This window comes from Capnocytophaga sputigena (assembly GCF_900446695.1).
GTDB classification, from domain to species: Bacteria; Bacteroidota; Bacteroidia; order Flavobacteriales; family Flavobacteriaceae; genus Capnocytophaga; species Capnocytophaga sputigena.
On record NZ_UAVP01000007.1, the window covers coordinates 123,338 to 141,983 of the forward strand.

The window sequence follows — 18,646 nt, forward strand, 5'->3', positions numbered from 1 at the left end:
ATAATTTGAAACTTAAAAATAAGAATTACTAAAGAAAAGCGGGGCTTTTAAGCCCCGCTTTTTTGTTATCTATTTTACTTGAAAAGCACCTACTTCAATTACATCTTTTTCTTCGTTGAGACGTATCGTTGTTTCTTCTTGTTTTTGTTGCGGTGTGCCAAAGTGTGTATAGAAAGTAATTCGCAAACTCACGGGCATCAATTGCTTTTGGGAATTGCTACCATAGTAATTCACCTGCACTTTGTATTGACCTTTCATAGATTTTTTAATCATAAACTCTTCAGGTCCATAACCTTCAGTTACGTCGTCTGATATTTTTCCACCGAGATAAGTGAGTGTGTTTTGATAATAACATTTCTCGCCTTTAGGGTCGGTTACCCATAAGTCCATATCGCAATCATTGGTATCCCAAGAGAGTACTACACGCACATCTACAGGCTCTTTTTTGAGCAAACGCTTGTCGATATAGCTTGTTTTTACGTTTTTATTGCGCGCTATGATACTGTTGAGGTCATTCAGAGTAATGAGCTTTACATCTTCAAATCGGTCGTCATTCCAATCTTCAGTAATTACTTTGTAAAGGTTCTTCACCGCTTCATTGTACTGAGTGTCATCGGCTAAAGCTAAGCCTAAATCGCGGAAAGATTGAGGTTCTTCTGGTCGTATGACTGCTATTTTTTGGAATACTTGTACTGCTTCTTTTTTGGCATTATAACGACTGAGTTTATAACCTAATACTCTAAGTAGTTGCGGGTCGTCCAAACCGAGTTCCGCTAAATTAGATACTACCAAAATAGCTTGCTCGCGATTGCCTTTCTTGAAGAAATAATCGGCTACATCGGCATAGAAAGCAGGTGTTGTGCCGTATTCTTTTTTCAGTTTGTAATAGGTTTCTACGGCTTTAGCTTCTTCAGTATATTCCATTACTTTTAGATAAGGAGTATCGGGGTTATAAGCATTGAGTTCTATATTTGCTATTGGAGTATTTTCAACCCTCACATCATTTGTAGCTACAACAGAAACAGAACCTGTTAGACTTCTTTTCATTACTGGAGCGTAACCCCTTACTACTACCTCATTGAGTTCTGCGCTATCAGTATCTTCTGAAACAGAGCTTATCCCTCTCATACTGATTCCTCGCGCTTGAGCTTGAACTTCAGCTTGAGGCACAGATGCTTCCATTTTAGCTATTTCAGCAGAAGCTATAACCTCATCTTTTATTTCAGCACGATTGTCGGTTGTTTCATCTACTACCACATTTAGCTGCTTTTTGTTTTTAGTTTTTTTATCTTTTAGAGGATATACAGTTTTCCACCATTCTGTTTGCTCATTTGATTGCTCAATAAGGTCTTCTAAAATTTCCTTTTTCCTCTCTTTTTTCTCTTCTGCTTGAGAGTCTAGTATCGCATAGTACTCTTTAGCCAATTCTTCAGGAGGTGTAATGCGGTAGCGCACATAATCTTCTACGGTTTCTAAAACGATAAGTGAATTACCTTCGGTTACAATGCCATACTCACGCCCTACGGCATCTATTTGTTTTTGTTCAGCGCCTTCGCGTTCTAATTGAGCAATTTGTTTTTCTGCCCATATACGGCGCAAAAGGTCGAACTCACTTTCCGAAGCATCAGGGTTGGCTGCCAAATGTATTTCTTTTTGTAGTATTACATTTTTAGGGTAGCCAAAACTGAGTACTAAAGTAGCTTCTTTAGTTTGTAATTCTCCTGCAAGAGTGAAATTACCTTTGCTAATAGCTGTGCCTTTCTGTGGGAAAATTTTGGCTACTTTGCCATTTTTCACTTCTATATCCAGTAGTTGGAAAGGTACAGTTTGTGCTGCTTTTAGTGCTTGCTCGGTAGAGAGAGTGGTCAAATCTATAAAGCTACCCCCCGTAGCATTGGCGAGGTATTGCATTTTTGGGGTATTGGCAACTGCCGACGCATTGACTACCGTTATAGGGGTTTTAGCTTGTTTTACCACTTCTTTTACTGAAAATTCTTTACTGCCAAAATTGAAAATGCCATCGCTAAAGAGGAGCAATTCATCGGCTTTGAGACTGAAATTGATAGCATTGCCATCGGTAGCACCATCATATTGCAAACTTTCTAAATGCGATTTCAGCACTTGCCAATTGCCGTTTTTCACTTCAAAAGTAAGGGGTTTGTCAGAGCGAATATTGAAACTGCTAAGAATGACTTTCACATCTTTTACTTCCTTGAAATAGCTTTCTAAGAAAGCAAATTCTTTTGCTCTATCGCGATTGGCTGCCGAGTGTGATGCATCCCATAAAAGCCCTATTTCCTTAGGGGTAGGTCTGTTTTTGGGTTGGGCAGTAGCCAAAGTGATATTGCCGTAGCAATAGGTTTTGTTGCCTTTAGTGGCGCTAATAGTTTGTGGTTTCTCAATTTTTGGGAAAGTGAGTGCTATATTTTGGTTGAGCGCAAAATTCTGTTGGCTCACCTCGCTGATATAGCTGTTGCGCGCTTGCTTGAAGTCTAATTGCAAGCTGTTTTGAATATCAGCTTTTACAAAGCGCGATACTACTTCGGTGCGTACTTTGAAGTTTTTAAGGGTTACATTAGCTGTGATGGGCAAGAAGTAATAATCCTGTCCGTCGCGCTCGTGTAGCTCTTGTTCAAAGGCGATGAGCACACGCCGAGTGCCTTTGGCAGGCATAGGATACACACGGGCTTTGAAGTTATTGCCCTCTGTTTTTTCTAACAAACCAGGGTCTATGCCCCTGCGCACTATGTCCTCAAAGGCTTTGCGCCCTAAGGCTTTGTCTACCACCACTCCTTCGCGCATTTTGCCGTTGATATCCAAGGCAAAGCGTGACACCTGCTGACCGTCGGCAAGAGGAAACTGAAACTCGCCTTCCATTACGCGGGTATTGGGGTTGTAGAAGGTCATTTCCATAGTAGTAACGGCTGTTTGCCCTATGACCAATATGTCTATGGAGAGGTCTTGCAACACCATCGGGTTGGCATTGCGTTCGTTTACTACCTTCACCTCGGGCACCACCGATTTCTGTGCGGTGATTACTAAGGGAAGCAGTAAAGCTACTGAAGATAAAAAATGTTTGATTTTCATTACTAAACAATGTTTTGATGAAACTTGTTAGCTGTAAATCAAACAATATACCAAAAAAAATTATTCGTCTAAGAACTGCACTTCGTACAAATTGTGGTAGTAACCATTCTCTATTTGTAGCAACTCCTCGTGAGTGCCCGTTTCTACAATTCTTCCTTTGTCTAACACAATAATTTTGTCGGCTTTTTTCACCGTTGTAAGGCGGTGGGCGATGATAATAGAAGTGCGCCCTTTGGTCATTTTATCGGTAGCCTCTTGTATAAGTTGTTCAGAATGAGAATCGACTGATGAAGTTGCCTCGTCTAAAATGAGAATCTGTGGTTTGTGTACATAAGCGCGCAAGAAAGCAATGAGCTGGCGTTGTCCTGCCGAAAGCATTGTACCGCGCTCTTTCACATTGTAGTGATAACCTTCGGGCAAGCTCATCAAGAAATCGTGAACGCCTATGCTTTTAGCTGCTGCAATCACTTCTTCCTCAGTGATAGCGGGATTTTTCAAGGTGATGTTGTTCAGCACACTATCGGCAAACAAAAATACATCTTGCAATACAGTAGCGATGTGTTTTCGCAATGAACTGAGGGTGTATTCCTCTATATTTACCCCATCGATGTAAATTGCGCCAGAGCTAAGGTCGTAAAATCGGTTTAGCAAATTGGTAATTGTAGTTTTTCCAGCGCCTGTAGCCCCCACAATAGCAATGGTTTCACCTTCTTTGACTTCAAAACTGATGCCGTGCAAAATTTCTTCGCCTGCTATATATTCAAAGTGAACATCTTTAAATTGGATAGCCCCTTTCACTTCAGTAAGTTCCTTATGTCCTTCAGTTTCCGAGTCGTTTTCAGTTTCCAAAATAGCAAACACACGATCGGAAGCGATGATACCCATCTGCAAGGTGTTGAACTTATCGGCGATATGCCTAATAGGGCGGAAAAGCTGTTGTGAGAGTTGTATAAACAAGAAGATATTCCCTAAATCGTATACATTATCGCCTACGATTTTTCGTCCGCCAAACCACACGATAAGGGCAATGGTAATCGATACACACAAGTCGCCAATAGGGAAGAAGATAGAGTTATACCATATTGTTTTGAGCCACGCTTGCTTGTGCTTCTCGTTGATTTTCTTGAAGTTTTCTAATTCTTCGCGCTCTTGGGCAAAAAGCTGTACCACTTTGATACCCGAAATGCGCTCCTGCACAAAGGCATTGAGGTTAGCCACTTCTTTGCGCACTTCCACAAAAGCAGCATTCATAGAACGCTGAAACCAACGAGTGAAATAGAGAATTAGTGGCATAGTAGCATAGCTGATGAGCGCTAATTTCCAATCGATTACAAACATTACGATGGTGATAACCAACATTTTGAGCACATCGCTTGCCATCTCAAAAAGTCCTGAACTGAAAATCTCACCTATGCGTTCCATATCGTTCACCGCACGGGTTACCAGTACACCAATCGACGATTTATCGAAATATCGCATCTTCAGGCGTAACAAGTGAGCGAAGAGTTTTTCGCGTATATCGCGTATAACGGTTTGCCCCAGCCAGTTAGAATAATAAGAAAATAGGAATTGCATCAGTACTTCTGCGCAGAGCAAGGCTACTAATATATAGGTGATGCGCAACAGCCCTTCGTAGTTTTTAAGGGTGATATAATCGTCTATTGCTACTTTTATGAGGTAAGGCTGAGCCGTTGAAAAAATAGAAGAAAGTACCGCAAAGAGTGCGACTGCTATAAATACGCCTCGATAAGGTTTTACAAAGCGCGATAACTGATGAAATGTATGTTTAGTGCGTGATGTTTTTTCAGACATTGTTTTCTTTTAAGACTGCAAAAGTACAAAATAATTATTAAAGTTTAGTAGTTAGTCGTTAGTTTTTAGTCGTTAGTGCTTACTCCTTGCCCCCAGATACCTAACCCCAGCCCCCTGAAACCTGTCCCCAACCCCCAGATACTTGCCCCCAGCCCCCAGATACCTGTCCCCAACCCCCTGACACCTGAAACCTTTTTAATAACTTTATGTTTAAATGCTATATTAGCAGTATATATGTTAAAATTATAATAAAATATAGGTTTAAAGATAAAATAATTGCTAAAAAACTTGCGTAGTATTCTCTATTTATAGACTTTTGTACTCGAATAATAAAAACACGTACGTACAATGGAAGAAAAAGAATTTTTGGACAATGAGGAGATTTTCTCAAAAGTCCTAAGGGCGGGTAGGCGCACTTACTTCTTTGATGTGAGGGCTACACGCGCTAATGATTATTACTTGACCATTACTGAAAGTAAGAAGTTTACGCACGACGATGGGTCTGTACACTACAAAAAACACAAAATCTATCTCTACAAAGAAGATTTTGAATTATTTAAGGACATTTTAAACGAAATGACTGCTTATGTTTTTGATGAAAAAGGAGAAGAAGTAATCTCTGAACGCCATCAAAAAGATTTTAAAAGAGAGCTATATGCCGAGCGATTGGAAGGCGTAAGAACTAATGGAGCTGCCAATGGTGTTACGAATGGTGCTTATCGCAACCTTGATTTTGAAGACCTCTAACTAAAAAACGCTAACAAGGTGGAGCTTCACTCATTGTAATATTAAGAGTGATGACGTAATGGGCTATTGGGTAAAGCTCATCTTCTGGCGTGGGTGGTACTTTATAAGTGCTTCTCGCAAATAACTCTTCTCAACGTGTACGTATATTTCAGTAGTAGTAATATTCTCGTGACCTAACATCATTTGTATAGCGCGCAAGTTGGCACCATTCTCCAGTAGGTGCGTGGCAAACGAATGCCTAAATGTATGGGGGCTAATTGTCTTCTGTAACCCTATATTTTCCGCTACTTGTCTTACAATCGTAAAAATCATCGCTCGTGTGAGCTGTTTTCCCCTTCTGTTTAAGAATACAAAATCCTCGTGTCCTTTGGCTATTTTTAGCTGTCGACGCTGGTTGTCTATATATTGCTTCACTTGCTTTTGAGTGTAAGCCTCAATAGGTACCAACCGCTGTTTGCTGCCTTTTCCCATCACCCTGATAAAATCTTCATCAAAAAACAAATCGGATAATCTAAGCGAAATGAGTTCCGATACACGCAATCCGCAAGCGTAGAGCATCTCTATCATCGCCTTGTTGCGATGACCTTCATCGGTGCTTAAATCTATAGAAGCAAGCATCGCATCTATCTCTTGTAGCGAAAGGGTATCGGGGAGTTTTACGCCTATTTTGGGGCTTTCAATGAGGCTCATCGGGAAGTCTTCACGCCCTTTTTCGTACATCATAAATTTGAAAAAACTCTTCAATGCCGAAATGAGTCGTGCTTGCGAACGTGCGTTCAAATCTTTAGCTACTTCGTACACGAATTGTCGCAAAGTGTCTTCCTCAATGTTGTTGGGAGTTTCGGTGATGTTGTATTTTTCTAAATAGCAGATAAGTTTTTCAATATCCAAACCGTATGATACGGCCGTATTCTGCGACAAGCCTCGTTGCAGTCGCAGATAATGCTGAAAAGCTATATTTGTTTCACGCCACACCTGTTAATTGTTAATTATCAATGGATAATTTTTCACTGTCGTTATAGTGTTTTTTATCAATGATAGTTCCTTTGGAGAGGGTAATAAGCCCTGGGTTAGAGCGAATCATCGTTTTTAGCGTAGTGGCATCGTTGTAATAGAAGTTGAAGTTGAGTTCGTATTTCTTTACGATATAAGGCGCTTTTTCCATTTGTGAAGTGAGACCTATTACTGTATAGCCGTTTTTCATTGCTTTATCGGTAACAGTTTTAATAGCTTTAAACGCCTCTTGGTTAGCGCGGTCAAGACGATAGGAAATCACCATCAAAAGTTTGTCTTTGTTGATGAATTCCTCTAAATAATCGGTGGTTCTATCCTTATCCTGAATGTAGAAGTCGTGGATAGGAGGCATTTCGGTTTTAGAAGTAAGACTCACGTACTCACCCGCTATTTTAGGGAAGGAAGGGTCTTTAGTTTCAATCACTTTGTTTTGCCCATCTATTTTAAAAGTCCAATAGTAAGTAACAGCATTAGGAGGTAATTCCATACCTTTAGGGATATTAGTACCTATTTTGTACACGCGGAAGTCCTTCACTGGCAAGTGGTTGTACACGTAATAAACGAAGATGATGCAGAAAAGCACAGATAAGCAAGTTACAACCAAGGGTAGTTTGCCTTTTGTAAGTGGATGAATATATTTCTGACCGAAGAAAACGACCAAAGTGAGTGCTAAAAGCACTAAATCTTTAGTAAACGATTGCCAAGGAGTAAATTTGATGGCATCGCCAAAACAACCGCAATCGGTTACCTTGTTAAAATACGCCGAATAGAAAGTAAGGAAGCCAAAGAATACTAACATAGCGAGCAAAAGCCACAGTGTGAGTTTCTTTTTGTAGCCTACTAATAGAGTTACGCCCAAAACTACCTCAAAAATGCACACAAAGATAGCAAATGCTAAAGCATAAGGCACGAGGAAAGGCAAATTGAGTACACCAGGGGCGAAATAATCTTCTAATTTGAAAGAAAAACCCATAGGGTCGTTGAGTTTTATCATCCCACTGATGATGAAAGTAACACCTACTAATATACGGCAAAGTTGCACAAGATATTTCATATTGCGATAATTGTTTTTTTTTGCCTCGTTTTGCCTCAAAAACTTTGCCAAACTCCTTGTCTTTTAGGTAAAAAAATAAGAGTTACTCATAAAATGAATAACTCTTATTTTTTAATTAATTTAAAACTTTACAATTATGCTTCTAATGGAATAACAGAAACATAAGATTTATCGTTTTTCTTTTTCTCGAATTTTACGATACCATCTATTTTAGCGTGCAAAGTATGGTCTTTACCAATGTACACGTTCTCGCCAGCATTGTGTTGAGTTCCACGTTGTCTAACGATAATGTTTCCAGCGATGGCAACTTGTCCACCGAAAATTTTCACGCCTAAGCGTTTAGAGTGTGATTCTCTACCGTTCTTTGAACTACCGACACCTTTCTTGTGAGCCATTTTCTTAGATTTTTAAGTTTAACAATTATTTTACAACAATGTTCTCGATTACAATCTGGGTGAGATACTGACGGTGTCCGTTCTTCACTTTGTAACCTTTACGTCTTTTCTTTTTGAAAATGAGCACTTTGTCTCCTTTCAAATGTTTTAAAACTTTAGCTTCTACTGAAGCTCCGTTTATAGCTGGGGCGCCTACAGTTACAGCTCCGTTGTTATCAATGAGAAGTACGTTAGAAAAAGTTACTTTTTCATCTTCTGCATTAGGCAAACGGTGCACGTAAACTTTTTGGTCTTTGCTTACTTTAAATTGTTGCCCTGCTATCTCTACAATTGCATACATAGCTTTAACGTTTTTAATTATTGTTTAAATCGGCGGCAAAAGTACGAATTATTTTTTACGTGGCAAAATTTTTTGAGGATTTTTTGGTTTTTAGATTTGTTTGACAGGTATAATCGGGGGGTGTGTTGTTCTTAATAAGAATATTCTTTTCTATAGTTTACTCATAGTGTCCGTATGCAGATAGAATTTCAATATACCTTTCTTCTTCAAAAACTTCATAAGTTAATCTGTGTTTCTTGTCGATTCTACGAGAATAAACATTGCGTTCACCATACCCTTTTAGAGGTTCAACTTGTCCTGTTCCTGTAGTTGGGTGAGTTTCTATCTCATCAAGTAAACTATCAATTTTGGCGAGTACTTTTCTTTGTCCAGATTTTAGATGCTTTTTTAGATGATTTAGATACTCATCAGAGTATTTTAATTTGTAAGTTTCATCTTCCATTTTTATCCTTCTAAAAGCATTTTTCTCATTTCTTCGCGACTGATTTTGTGTTTTTTTCCAGCTCTTGCTCTGTCAATCATTGCGAAATACTCTTCCTTAGTCATCAAAGAATCGTCTTTTTCTTCAATGTCTTTCGTGTCGTTGTAAATCTTTACATTAAACCGTTTGAAAAGAGGTTCAAATATATAAAAATCTGTCGCATTATTGAATTTTATTTTAATTGTGTCCATATTATGTTTATTTTTTGCAAAGGTAATAATTATTTATCATTACGCAATTTTATTTATTCCATTCTTGTGAGCTCATTGTTTTTGCTCACTGCCAAAAAAGCGCAATATTTTTTGGGTATTGTGCCTTTGTGAATACTTATTGCTTTACATAATTAGATACAACTATTAAAATTTTTACTTCAAAAGACTTTACTATTAGTGTCAAATTTTATACTTTTGCGCGAAATTACCGAGCAACTTATCAAAGCCAAAGATGAACTCATTGCACAGCTTAAACAAGAAAATGAGTATTTGAGAGCTGAGAGATAAAAGGTAAGACTTTGTTAATTGTCAATTGTTAATTGTTAATTGAAGAAAATGAGAATTGTATTTATGGGAACGCCCGATTTTGCTTTAGCGTCCCTAAAAGCCTTAGTAGAAAATAATTATAACGTAGTAGGCGTGGTAACTGTTGCTGATAAACCTTCTGGTCGCGGACAAAAATTGCATCAGTCGCCAGTGAAAGTTTATGCCGAAAGCAAAGGTATACCTGTACTTCAACCTTTGAAACTCAAAGATGAGAATTTCCTTAGTGAACTTAAAGCCCTCCAACCCGATTTACAAATAGTAGTAGCTTTCCGTATGTTGCCTGAAGTGGTATGGCGATTACCTAAATATGGTACTTTCAACCTCCACGCTTCACTTTTGCCTAACTACCGAGGTGCAGCTCCTATCAATTGGGCGATTATCAATGGCGAAAAACAAACGGGAGTGACGACATTTTTTATAGATGAAAAAATTGATACTGGGGCAATTATCGCTCAAGCTGTTACCCCTATCGATACACACGAAACAGCCGGCACACTCCACGATAAACTAATGCTGCAAGGGGCAGATTTGGTGCTCAAAACAGTAGATAGTATCGCCGATGGTACTTGCACCACACAACCGCAAGATAAGGAGATTACTTTTACCGAAGCTCCTAAAATATATAAAGAGACTTGTAAAATCAATTGGGAAGAGTACGGGATGACTATCGAACGCCTCATTAGAGGGATGAGTCCGTATCCTACTGCTTGGGCGGAGTTTCCTCATAAGGGAGAAAAGCTTGCTGCCAAAGTGTATGATGCTGTGTTTGAACCTGCAACTCATAATGAACCTATCGGGAAACTTTTCACAGAAAAGAAACAACTGCGCGTAGCAGTGAAAGATGGTTTTATCCAGCTCTTAGAATTGCAACTCCCCGCCAAAAAACGTATGAAAACTGCTGATTTGCTCAATGGTTTTTCTTTTGAATAAAACTCAAATTTACACAAAATATATTGTTAAAAAAAGACTTTGTAGCATTTTTGATGCTGCAAAGTCTTTTTTATTATTGATTTACAATTGTTTTTATTTGTTATTCAGCTTAGTAGGTTGAGGAGATTTAATAATTTTCTTCTTATTACTTTTCACTTTTTTAACTTTATCCTTTGTCCATACCATCAACTTGTGTGTGAGAGGGAAATGGAAAACTTCTTTGTCTTTGGCAATTCTTGCGGTGAGATAAATGCCTAAAGGCATTAATATCAAGGCGGGAATCCACGGAGCTAAAGCGGGGTTGATAGTGTTGTTCTCGGCTATGTTCTTCATAAACATTCCTATAAAATAATAGGATAAGAACAATATCATCGCGAAAACTAATGGTAAGCCTATACCTCCCTTACGGATTAAAGCGCCTAAAGGAGCAGCTACAAAAAAGAGTACAAAGCAAGCTATGGTGAGCGCAAACTTATCGCTCAAGTTCATTATGTGCAAGTTCATCAGTTTGTAGCGATACTCAAGGTCACTCTGGCGAAACTCTACATTGTCTAACTGTGCTTGGTTGTTGTTCATAGCCATCTCAAGCACACGTTGTTGCTCGTTGTTATTGAGCATTTTTAGCAGCTGTGCAACCGATTTTACCTCTATAGGTGCTGCAGCTTTTTTCTTTTGTGGCAAACTATCAGCAGGTATTGGTGGGGGAGGAGGGGCAGTGCTAAAGCCTGTACGACGGAACATATTATTTCCATAATCGGTGATGTTTTGTTTGAAATCCGAACGAAGTGAGTCGATAGCATAATCTAACTGATTTACGTTCATCATTCTATAAGTAGTAGCATCGGATTTTTCGTTGAAATCTACATTGTTTAGGTGAGAAAGGTCGAGGTTGATTACGTATTTTTTGAAATGCACTTTGGCAAAAGGCATTTTCTGTTGTGTTTCGTAGGTATTGGTTTTGATATCTTCGTAATAAGTACCGTCCTCCAAGATGAGTTGTAGGAAGTTAGGGTTAGATTTAGCGCTTTTCAATTCACCGCGTTTAGCATTGATAACCGTGCGGTTCACTCTATCGGGTGTTTTTTTGTGAATAAGCACACTCTCTAAAAATTGGTCGTTGTCACCACTTTTTTTACCTACTTTAATACTGATATCTTCTCCTATATTAGAGAATACCCCTTCGGCTATTGCCATTGCAGGTTTTACTTTGGCAATGTTCGACCTGAGGGTATACACCTCGCGATAGGCTACCGGAATCACATTGTTAGCCAAGAAGAAAGTGCCTATACTCAACAATGCCATTAAGATAATCAGTGGTCGCATTACACGCATCAGTGAAATACCCGAGGCTTTCATTGCGGCAAACTCATAACTTTCGGCAAAAGATCCAAAGGTCATAATCGAGGCGATAACCACCGCCAGAGGCATAATGATAGGGATGAGTTGCGGAATGAAATAAATGAGGAATTTGAATATAATCCAAAGTTCCAAGCCACGTCCTGCCAGCTCATCGATGTATGTGAAAATAGTGTGGAATACAAAGATGAGAATGAGAATAGAGAGTGCCCCGAGGAAATTTTTGAGGAACTGAGTAATGATATAGCGGTCAATGATTTTCATACAACTAAGCTAACGGACTAACAACTACATTTCGGTGATAGTATAACCGTCTTTTTTATATTTTTCGCGGTCAAACTTAAAGATGTTAGCCGATAACGGCTGATTGGTTTTGAAAGTATTCACTGTAATAGTGGTTTTTGTGCCGTTTTTGCCTATTTCTATAAGGTTGTAGATGTGTTTGGTTTGAATGTCAATACCTAAGAGAATTTGTTTTACCTCGCTATTAGCTTTTTGAGGTTTCAATTCTACGTATTGTATTTTGCGACCGCGCACATTTTGTTGTATATCCCATTTGTACTTATAACCTTTTTTGTAGAAGGTAAGCATTTTAGAAGGGGTGATAGTACTATCGTCGGTGGCGTTTTTTTCTATAGTAATTTCTTCGTTTTCAGGAACTATAGTGTAGGTTTTGCTACCGTCATACATTTTAGTAGCTCCTAAATAGTTTAGCACGTACTTATCCTTGGCAATGGTTACATTACCTTTAGTCTCCTGATTGATGTTTTCGGCAACATTATCGAGGTTGTATCTAAAATCTATGTAGATGTTGTTGTAGGCTATCATTTTAGCATATACTTCATCTAATAGTTTTTTAGCTTTATCAACCTGTTGGGCTTGTATGGTTACGCTACAAAGAGCGATAATAATCAATAGTATTCTTTTCATTTTCAGTGTTTTTAATGATTTTAGCTCAAGATTACAAGCAATTTCCGTGCCAATCAAAGTAAAAGCCAAATAGCCTTTTTACTATTTGGCTTTTGTTGATTGTTTTATGAATTTTATTAATAACTATTTTCGTCAATTTCTACTTTGCCCCAGAATACTTTGTAAGCAAAATAAGTGTAGATAAGCAATAGAGGTGCACCTATCGCTGTGATAGTGAGCATAATCTCTAATGATTTTTGAGAAGCAGCAGCATTGTAAACTGTGATGCTATTGCCTGTTTCTAAAGTAGTTCTCAAGAAAGTAGGGTGCAAGTTGAGTGCGGCTACTATCATAAAGAAAGCAATAGTGAGTATTGTGCCTACAAAAGCCTTTTTATGGTCTTTTTTCTTCATAAAGAATGCTATGCTCAAGATGCTGAGAAGCAATAGAGTAGGGAATACTTTTAGCGCAGTGCTATTAGCAATGTTTTCAGCTAAATGCGGTGTGAGCATACTGTAAATCGCTACAGCTGTGAATACTACCACAAAAGCGAGATAAGCGTAATTGATGCGTTTCTCAATACGGTGGTGCATATCACCGTGAGTTTTGATGAGTAAATACAAACCTCCGTGTACCATAAAAAGCAACAAAGTCATTACACCTACAAGCAGTGCATAAGGAGTAAGGAATGTAAAGAGAGCGCCTCCTTGGTATACGAAATTCTTGTCTAATGGGAGTCCTTGTAGTACATTGGCAATTACCACACCTAAGAGTACAGGCAATACAATGCTACACACGCTATATACAATATCCCAAGTATTGCGCCAACGATCGCTGTCCTCTTTGCCTCGTACTTCAATAGATACAGCTCTAAAGATAATAAAGGTGAGGAAAAGCATAAAAGGCGTATTCATAGCCGAAAACAATTCGGCATACATTAGTGGGAAACCAGCAAAAATACCTGCTCCCCCGATTACTAACCACGCTTCATTACCGTCCCATACTGGTCCGATAGCGTTTAGAGCTACGCGGCGTTCTTTTTTCTTATCGAAAAACAAATGCCAAGCTCCTGCTCCGAAGTCAAAGCCGTCTAAAATAGCATAGCCTGTAATCAAAAATCCTATAATGATGAACCACCACGTAGGGTAGTCGATTCCTAAAAATGTTTCCATATCTGTATAATGTTATGCTGTTTGTAATTGTTCTTGTCCTTCGTGTTCATCTATACCGTGAACGATTTTCTTGTTCATCAAGTAGATGAATAGAGCGAAGAGGATGATATAAATAACGGTAAATAAGATAATCGCAAAAAGTATTTGGTTAGCTGATACCGATTTAGAAAGGGCATCGCTGGTGCGCAAGAGTTTGTACACAATCCAAGGCTGGCGACCCATTTCGGCTGCAAACCAACCTACTTGATTACCTATTTGTGGCAACAATACACTCCATACGAAAATATGCAAGAGCCAGCGTTTGTTGTACAATTTGCCTCTCCACAATAGGAAAGAAGCGTAGAGAGTGAGTGCAATGAGGAACATACCAATAGCTACCATTATATGATAGAATTGGAATACAGCATTCACTTGCCCTGGTCGGTCTTCCACTGGATATTGGTCGAGACCTGTTACGGGAGTATCAGCATCAAAATGCACCATATACGAAAGTCCTTTAGGAATACTCAATCCGTGAGTTTCCTCATTTTTTTGGTCTACCCAACCTACAATATAAGCATCACCAGGTCCTGTTTTGAAGTGTCCTTCCATAGCTGCCAATTTCTCAGGTTGATTTTTAGCTACACCATCGGCAGAGCTGTGTCCTGAAACCAATTGCAACAAGCATACAACAGTAGCAATGATAAGGGTTACTCTAAAGGCTTTTTTAGAGATTTCTACGTGGCGACCTTTGAGTAAATACCAAGCGTGAACGCTCAATACTAAGAAGATACCAGCTAAGAAAGCTCCTTGCCATACGTGCCATATACGATCTACGCTCGAAGGATTGAACACCATCGCCCAAAAATCGGTGATTACGGCTTTAGCTTGCATACCTTCTCCTTGTACAACATAACCTGCAGGAGTTTGTTGCCAGCTGTTTGCAACTACTATCCAAATAGCTGAACACATAGATCCTAACCACACCCCAAGGGTAGCCAAGAAGTGCCATATAGGTTTTACTTTGTTCCAGCCAAAAAGTACAATACCAAGACAAGTACTTTCAAGCGCAAAAGCAAAAACACCCTCAGCAGCCAAAGCACTACCAAAAATATCACCTACATAACGCGAATAGGTAGCCCAGTTGGTACCAAATTCAAATTCCATCACAATCCCTGTAGCTACACCAAAACCAAAGGTAAGAGAGAAGATGCGCGTCCAGAAGCGAGCGAGCCTGTCGTACTCTTTTTTACCAGTGCGTAGGTAGATACCTTTAAAGGCTACCATTAATAGTCCGATTCCTATACTTAAAGGCGGATAGATGTAATGGAACGCAATCGTTAGTGCGAACTGCACACGTGCTAAAATTTCTGTTTCCATATCATTGAGTAAATTAATTAGTAAAAGATGGGACAAAAATACACTAAGTGATTGAGATTCCCAAAGAAAAGCTAAAAAAATAGTGATAATTTATATTGTTTCTAATTAAATAAGCAAATTTGAAAATTAGTAAATTAGCAAATCGACAAATTTGCAAATTGATAAATTATTTGTATCTTTGCCCAAAACAAGACAATATCAGTATGATAAAATTACACATCACCAACGAAACCAATAGGTTAGAAGCCGTAATTTTAGGTACGGCTACCAGCAATGGACCTACTCCTAAACTCGAAGAAGCCTACGACCCTAAGTCGGCAGAGCACATCAAAGCAGGTACCTATCCTATAGAAAAGGATATGGTAGCCGAAATGGATGCTTTTCGTGCAGTACTTGAAAAATACAATGTAAAAGTATATCGCCCTGAAATTATTACCGATTGCAACCAAATATTCACTCGCGATATTGGTTTTGTGATTGAAGATATTTTTATCAAAGCGAATATCTTGCCCGATAGACAAGCTGAATTTCAGGCTATTGAATACATTGTCGCTCAAATACCTCCTGAAAAAGTAATTACTCCTCCCGCCGATGTACATATAGAAGGTGGCGATGTAATGCCTTGGAACGACCATATTTTTATTGGTACTTATAAAGGTGCTGACTATAAAGAACAAGTAACTGCGCGTACTAATATGGCAGGCGTTGCCTTTATCCAGCAGCTTTTTCCTCATAAAAAAGTGAAGGAGTTTGATTTGCTCAAATCAAAAACTGAAGCACGCGACAATGCCCTGCATCTCGATTGCTGCTTCCAGCCCGTAGGAAAAGACAAAGGGATTATCTACAAAGGAGGCTTCCGATCCGAAGCTGATTATCAATATTTGGTAGACCTCTTTGGCAAAGAAAACCTCTTCCATATAGAGCGAGAAGAAATGTACAATATGTGCAGTAATGTGTTTTCTATCAGTCCAGAAGTAGTGGTTTCCGAAAAGAATTTCACTCGCCTAAACCAATGGTTGCGCTCACAAGGCTTCACTGTAGAGGAAATTCCATATTCCGAAATTGCCAAACAAGAAGGATTGTTGCGATGCTCTACCTTACCACTCTGCCGTACTACCGATTAACCAATTAGCAAATTAGCCCGTGCGGCTCGCACCAAATTATTTAGACTGCTTACATATTTAGGTGTTTTAATGATAAAAGTTCGCTGTATCTTGTTTTATTTACAGCGAACTTCTTATTTTTGCCCCTGAAAAAACAACTGTAAGTAGTATCAATCACTAACAAGCTATGACACAACATTCTATCTCAAAGAACAAATCTTTCTACTGCATAGGGCTTAGTTACCAAAAAGCAGATGCGACTATACGTGGGATGTTTAGTCTTACCCCTGAAAACAAAGACCAATTGCTCACTCAAGCTAAAGAAGAAGGTTTTGAGGAGCTTTTAGTTATTTCTACTTGTAACCGCACGGAACTCTATGGCTATGCCGAACACCCTTTTCAACTCATTCAATTGCTATGTGAATACGCTAAAGGCTCGGTAGATGATTTCCAAAAAGTAGGCTATGTAAACAAAAGCAAAGAAGCTGTAGAACACCTTTTTAGAGTAGGTACAGGTCTAGATAGCCAAATATTAGGAGATTTTGAAATCATAGGGCAGATGAAACAAGCCTTTGCGCTCTCACGCGACAAAGGATTGGCAAATGCTTTCTTAGAGCGATTGATGAATTGTGTAATCAATGCTAGCAAGCGCATCAAGAATGAAACAGCCCTATCCTCAGGAGCTGCTTCAGTATCGTTTACAGCGGTACAGTACATTATGCAAAATGTGCCTGAAGTATCACAAAAAAATATCCTCCTCTTTGGAGTAGGAAAGATAGGTCGTAACACTTGTGAGAACCTTATCAAGCACACCCAAAATAAACATATTACTCTTATCAACCGCACACGTGAGAAGGCTGAGCAGATAGCAGGAAAATTCAACGTAGTGGTAAAAGATTTTGCCGATTTGCAAACTGAAATTAGCAAAGCCGATGTACTTGTAGTTGCTACTGGAGCAGCTACTCCTACTGTACACGAGGAATTTATCAACCCTAATAAACCTATTCTTATATTAGACCTTTCTATCCCTAAAAATGTAGCTGAAGAGGTTGCGCAACTCCCTAATGTAACCCTTTTGCATATGAATGAACTTTCTAAACGCAAAGATGAAGCCTTAGAACGTCGCAAAGAAGCTATTCCGCAAGCCTTGGCAATTATAGAAGAGGTGAAAGTAGAGTTTTTCCAATGGGTAGACAATCGCAAATTTGCACCTACTATTAAAGCGCTGAAATCTAAACTCGAAAGCCTTAAAAATGCTGAAATGGATTTTCATCGCAAGAAGATTAGCGATTTCAACGAGGAACAAGCTGAACTCATTAGCAATCGCATCATTCAAAAAATTACTACTCAGTTGGTAAATCACCTGAAAGACACATCGTCTATCGATGAAAGCATCAGTTGGTTACAAGAAGTCTTCCAATTAGAAGTGAGTGCTTAAAATTTTGAAAATATACATAATAGCGAATTATAAACAAAGAGAGGCTGCCTTATATAGGCAGCCTCTCTTTTTAGGTTCAAATGTTTTTTCAAAATTCATCTTTAATTTTTTTAGAACACTGAGTCGTCTTCTATAAGTTTTAAAACATTTAAGTATTTAGAAGTTTTTAAGTATTTAGCATCATTGTAGTAAGCAAAAATCATTGTTTTATCTTTAATAGTATTGATTACTTGCTTGTAGATATTAGGGGGCAACACGGGGCAACCCAAACTTCTGCCCATACGTCCGTTGCGAGCGATATAGCTTTCGTTAGCATAATCGGCAGTGTGAATTACTACAGCGCGTTTTGCCAAATTGCTGTTGTAACCTTTCTCATCGCCGTGAAGCATTAGGCTATAGCCATTACTACCTTCATAAGTTTCTCCAGTGATGTAAAAACCAATACTACTTTTGTTAGATTCTACTACATCCGAAAAAGAAGTAGCTACGCGTTCGCCGCTTTTTTTGCCGTGAGCTACATAAGTGTAGTACACGATTTTCATTTTTTCTAAATCGATAGTATAAAAACGCTTGGAGTTACAATCTTTTGTGAAATCGATAATTGAGAAGAGTTCTTTATCGTTTAAGCGGTGTTGTTTTTTGAGAGATTGATAGCCTATATAAGCATAACGAAATGCCTCAAAGCTAAGGTCGTACTGAGCGGCATTGAGCTCACTATACAATTCTTTGATGTTTAGTTCTGCTTTATTCAAAGCCAATTGCTTTTCCTTACTCAAGTGTGTTTGCGCATTCGCAAAGTACAAAAATGTACTCAAAACAAAGATAAGAAATAAAAAAAAGTACCTTTTGTTCATAGTGTTGTTAAGGGGTGTTTTAAAAAAAATAATACTAAGAAATCATTGCTGGGTGC

At 38.7% G+C, this 18,646-nt stretch carries 16 protein-coding genes and 1 pseudogene; 4 read left to right on the plus strand and 13 right to left on the minus strand.

All coding sequences use genetic code 11. The features are described from left to right. Positions 1-69 precede the first annotated feature (69 nt). Positions 70-3,087: a DUF2135 domain-containing protein gene (locus DR017_RS04470; RefSeq protein ID WP_002679862.1), complete on the minus strand. Its 3,018-nt coding sequence runs from the start codon at positions 3,085-3,087 to the stop codon at positions 70-72. Between the two features lie 60 nt (positions 3,088-3,147). Then, positions 3,148-4,899, minus strand: a complete 1,752-nt coding sequence (locus DR017_RS04475; RefSeq protein ID WP_002679848.1) for an ABC transporter ATP-binding protein — start codon at positions 4,897-4,899, stop codon at positions 3,148-3,150. A 348-nt stretch (positions 4,900-5,247) separates the two neighbouring features. Here DR017_RS04475 and DR017_RS04480 point away from each other — a divergent pair, with 348 nt between their 5' ends. Beyond that, positions 5,248-5,646: a PUR family DNA/RNA-binding protein gene (locus DR017_RS04480; protein WP_002679964.1), complete on the plus strand. Its 399-nt coding sequence runs from the start codon at positions 5,248-5,250 to the stop codon at positions 5,644-5,646. A gap of 63 nt (positions 5,647-5,709) precedes the next feature. Here the strand turns inward: DR017_RS04480 and xerD are convergent, their stop codons facing one another. The 6 genes and pseudogenes from xerD to DR017_RS04510 form a co-directional block, all read right to left on the minus strand. After that, positions 5,710-6,621, minus strand: coding sequence for a site-specific tyrosine recombinase XerD (gene xerD, locus DR017_RS04485; RefSeq protein ID WP_002680013.1), 912 nt, complete (start codon positions 6,619-6,621; stop codon positions 5,710-5,712). 10 nt (positions 6,622-6,631) lie between these two features. Next, complete coding sequence (locus DR017_RS04490) at positions 6,632-7,714, minus strand: BT_3928 family protein (RefSeq protein WP_040361356.1); 1,083 nt, start codon at positions 7,712-7,714, stop codon at positions 6,632-6,634. Positions 7,715-7,848: 134 nt separating this feature from the next. After that, on the minus strand, positions 7,849-8,109 hold the full coding sequence (rpmA, locus tag DR017_RS04495) for a 50S ribosomal protein L27 (protein ID WP_002679833.1): 261 nt from the start codon (positions 8,107-8,109) through the stop codon (positions 7,849-7,851). 34 nt (positions 8,110-8,143) lie between these two features. Further along, positions 8,144-8,449 (minus strand): annotated as a pseudogene (gene rplU, locus DR017_RS04500) (50S ribosomal protein L21); the annotation flags it as partial. 157 nt (positions 8,450-8,606) lie between these two features. Then, the gene (locus DR017_RS04505; RefSeq protein WP_002679918.1) at positions 8,607-8,891 is read right to left on the minus strand and encodes a Txe/YoeB family addiction module toxin; all 285 of its coding nucleotides are present in this window, start codon (positions 8,889-8,891) and stop codon (positions 8,607-8,609) included. 2 nt (positions 8,892-8,893) lie between these two features. Continuing rightward, complete coding sequence (locus DR017_RS04510) at positions 8,894-9,121, minus strand: hypothetical protein (protein WP_002680003.1); 228 nt, start codon at positions 9,119-9,121, stop codon at positions 8,894-8,896. 357 nt (positions 9,122-9,478) lie between these two features. Here DR017_RS04510 and fmt point away from each other — a divergent pair, with 357 nt between their 5' ends. Further along, complete coding sequence (gene fmt / locus DR017_RS04515) at positions 9,479-10,399, plus strand: methionyl-tRNA formyltransferase (protein ID WP_040361343.1); 921 nt, start codon at positions 9,479-9,481, stop codon at positions 10,397-10,399. Between the two features lie 93 nt (positions 10,400-10,492). Here the strand turns inward: fmt and DR017_RS04520 are convergent, their stop codons facing one another. The 4 genes from DR017_RS04520 to DR017_RS04535 all read right to left on the minus strand — a co-directional run bounded on the left by DR017_RS04520 (position 10,493) and on the right by DR017_RS04535 (position 15,195). Further along, positions 10,493-12,019: an LptF/LptG family permease gene (locus DR017_RS04520; protein ID WP_002679820.1), complete on the minus strand. Its 1,527-nt coding sequence runs from the start codon at positions 12,017-12,019 to the stop codon at positions 10,493-10,495. A 24-nt stretch (positions 12,020-12,043) separates the two neighbouring features. Beyond that, a complete protein-coding gene (gene lolA1 / locus DR017_RS04525) occupies positions 12,044-12,685 on the minus strand; it encodes an outer membrane lipoprotein periplasmic chaperone LolA1 (RefSeq protein WP_002680044.1) in 642 nt (213 codons plus the stop codon). A gap of 116 nt (positions 12,686-12,801) precedes the next feature. Beyond that, a complete protein-coding gene (gene cydB, locus DR017_RS04530; protein WP_002679952.1) occupies positions 12,802-13,836 on the minus strand; it encodes a cytochrome d ubiquinol oxidase subunit II in 1,035 nt (344 codons plus the stop codon). Between the two features lie 12 nt (positions 13,837-13,848). Beyond that, on the minus strand, positions 13,849-15,195 hold the full coding sequence (locus DR017_RS04535; RefSeq protein ID WP_040361346.1) for a cytochrome ubiquinol oxidase subunit I: 1,347 nt from the start codon (positions 15,193-15,195) through the stop codon (positions 13,849-13,851). Between the two features lie 203 nt (positions 15,196-15,398). Here DR017_RS04535 and DR017_RS04540 point away from each other — a divergent pair, with 203 nt between their 5' ends. Both DR017_RS04540 and hemA read left to right on the plus strand, forming a co-directional pair. Next, the gene (locus DR017_RS04540; protein ID WP_002679906.1) at positions 15,399-16,319 is read left to right on the plus strand and encodes a dimethylarginine dimethylaminohydrolase family protein; all 921 of its coding nucleotides are present in this window, start codon (positions 15,399-15,401) and stop codon (positions 16,317-16,319) included. Between the two features lie 166 nt (positions 16,320-16,485). Further along, on the plus strand, positions 16,486-17,736 hold the full coding sequence (gene hemA, locus DR017_RS04545) for a glutamyl-tRNA reductase (RefSeq protein WP_002679950.1): 1,251 nt from the start codon (positions 16,486-16,488) through the stop codon (positions 17,734-17,736). A 110-nt stretch (positions 17,737-17,846) separates the two neighbouring features. Here the strand turns inward: hemA and DR017_RS04550 are convergent, their stop codons facing one another. Next, positions 17,847-18,590, minus strand: a complete 744-nt coding sequence (locus DR017_RS04550) for a murein L,D-transpeptidase catalytic domain family protein (protein ID WP_002679973.1) — start codon at positions 18,588-18,590, stop codon at positions 17,847-17,849. Between the last annotated feature and the right edge of the window lie 56 nt (positions 18,591-18,646).

Bases quoted from the DNA above. Each gene is read 5' to 3' on its own strand.
- DR017_RS04550 (WP_002679973.1), bottom strand. From the start codon at position 18,590: ATGAACAAAAGGTACTTTTTTTTATTTCTTATCTTTGTTTTGAGTACA.
- fmt (WP_040361343.1), top strand. From the start codon at position 9,479: ATGAGAATTGTATTTATGGGAACGCCCGATTTTGCTTTAGCGTCCCTA.
- DR017_RS04535 (WP_040361346.1), bottom strand. From the start codon at position 15,195: ATGGAAACAGAAATTTTAGCACGTGTGCAGTTCGCACTAACGATTGCG.
- DR017_RS04540 (WP_002679906.1), top strand. From the start codon at position 15,399: ATGATAAAATTACACATCACCAACGAAACCAATAGGTTAGAAGCCGTA.
- DR017_RS04475 (WP_002679848.1), bottom strand. From the start codon at position 4,899: ATGTCTGAAAAAACATCACGCACTAAACATACATTTCATCAGTTATCG.
- DR017_RS04505 (WP_002679918.1), bottom strand. From the start codon at position 8,891: ATGGAAGATGAAACTTACAAATTAAAATACTCTGATGAGTATCTAAAT.
- DR017_RS04520 (WP_002679820.1), bottom strand. From the start codon at position 12,019: ATGAAAATCATTGACCGCTATATCATTACTCAGTTCCTCAAAAATTTC.
- hemA (WP_002679950.1), top strand. From the start codon at position 16,486: ATGACACAACATTCTATCTCAAAGAACAAATCTTTCTACTGCATAGGG.
- cydB (WP_002679952.1), bottom strand. From the start codon at position 13,836: ATGGAAACATTTTTAGGAATCGACTACCCTACGTGGTGGTTCATCATT.
- DR017_RS04470 (WP_002679862.1), bottom strand. From the start codon at position 3,087: ATGAAAATCAAACATTTTTTATCTTCAGTAGCTTTACTGCTTCCCTTA.
- DR017_RS04490 (WP_040361356.1), bottom strand. From the start codon at position 7,714: ATGAAATATCTTGTGCAACTTTGCCGTATATTAGTAGGTGTTACTTTC.
- lolA1 (WP_002680044.1), bottom strand. From the start codon at position 12,685: ATGAAAAGAATACTATTGATTATTATCGCTCTTTGTAGCGTAACCATA.
- DR017_RS04510 (WP_002680003.1), bottom strand. From the start codon at position 9,121: ATGGACACAATTAAAATAAAATTCAATAATGCGACAGATTTTTATATA.
- rpmA (WP_002679833.1), bottom strand. From the start codon at position 8,109: ATGGCTCACAAGAAAGGTGTCGGTAGTTCAAAGAACGGTAGAGAATCA.
- DR017_RS04480 (WP_002679964.1), top strand. From the start codon at position 5,248: ATGGAAGAAAAAGAATTTTTGGACAATGAGGAGATTTTCTCAAAAGTC.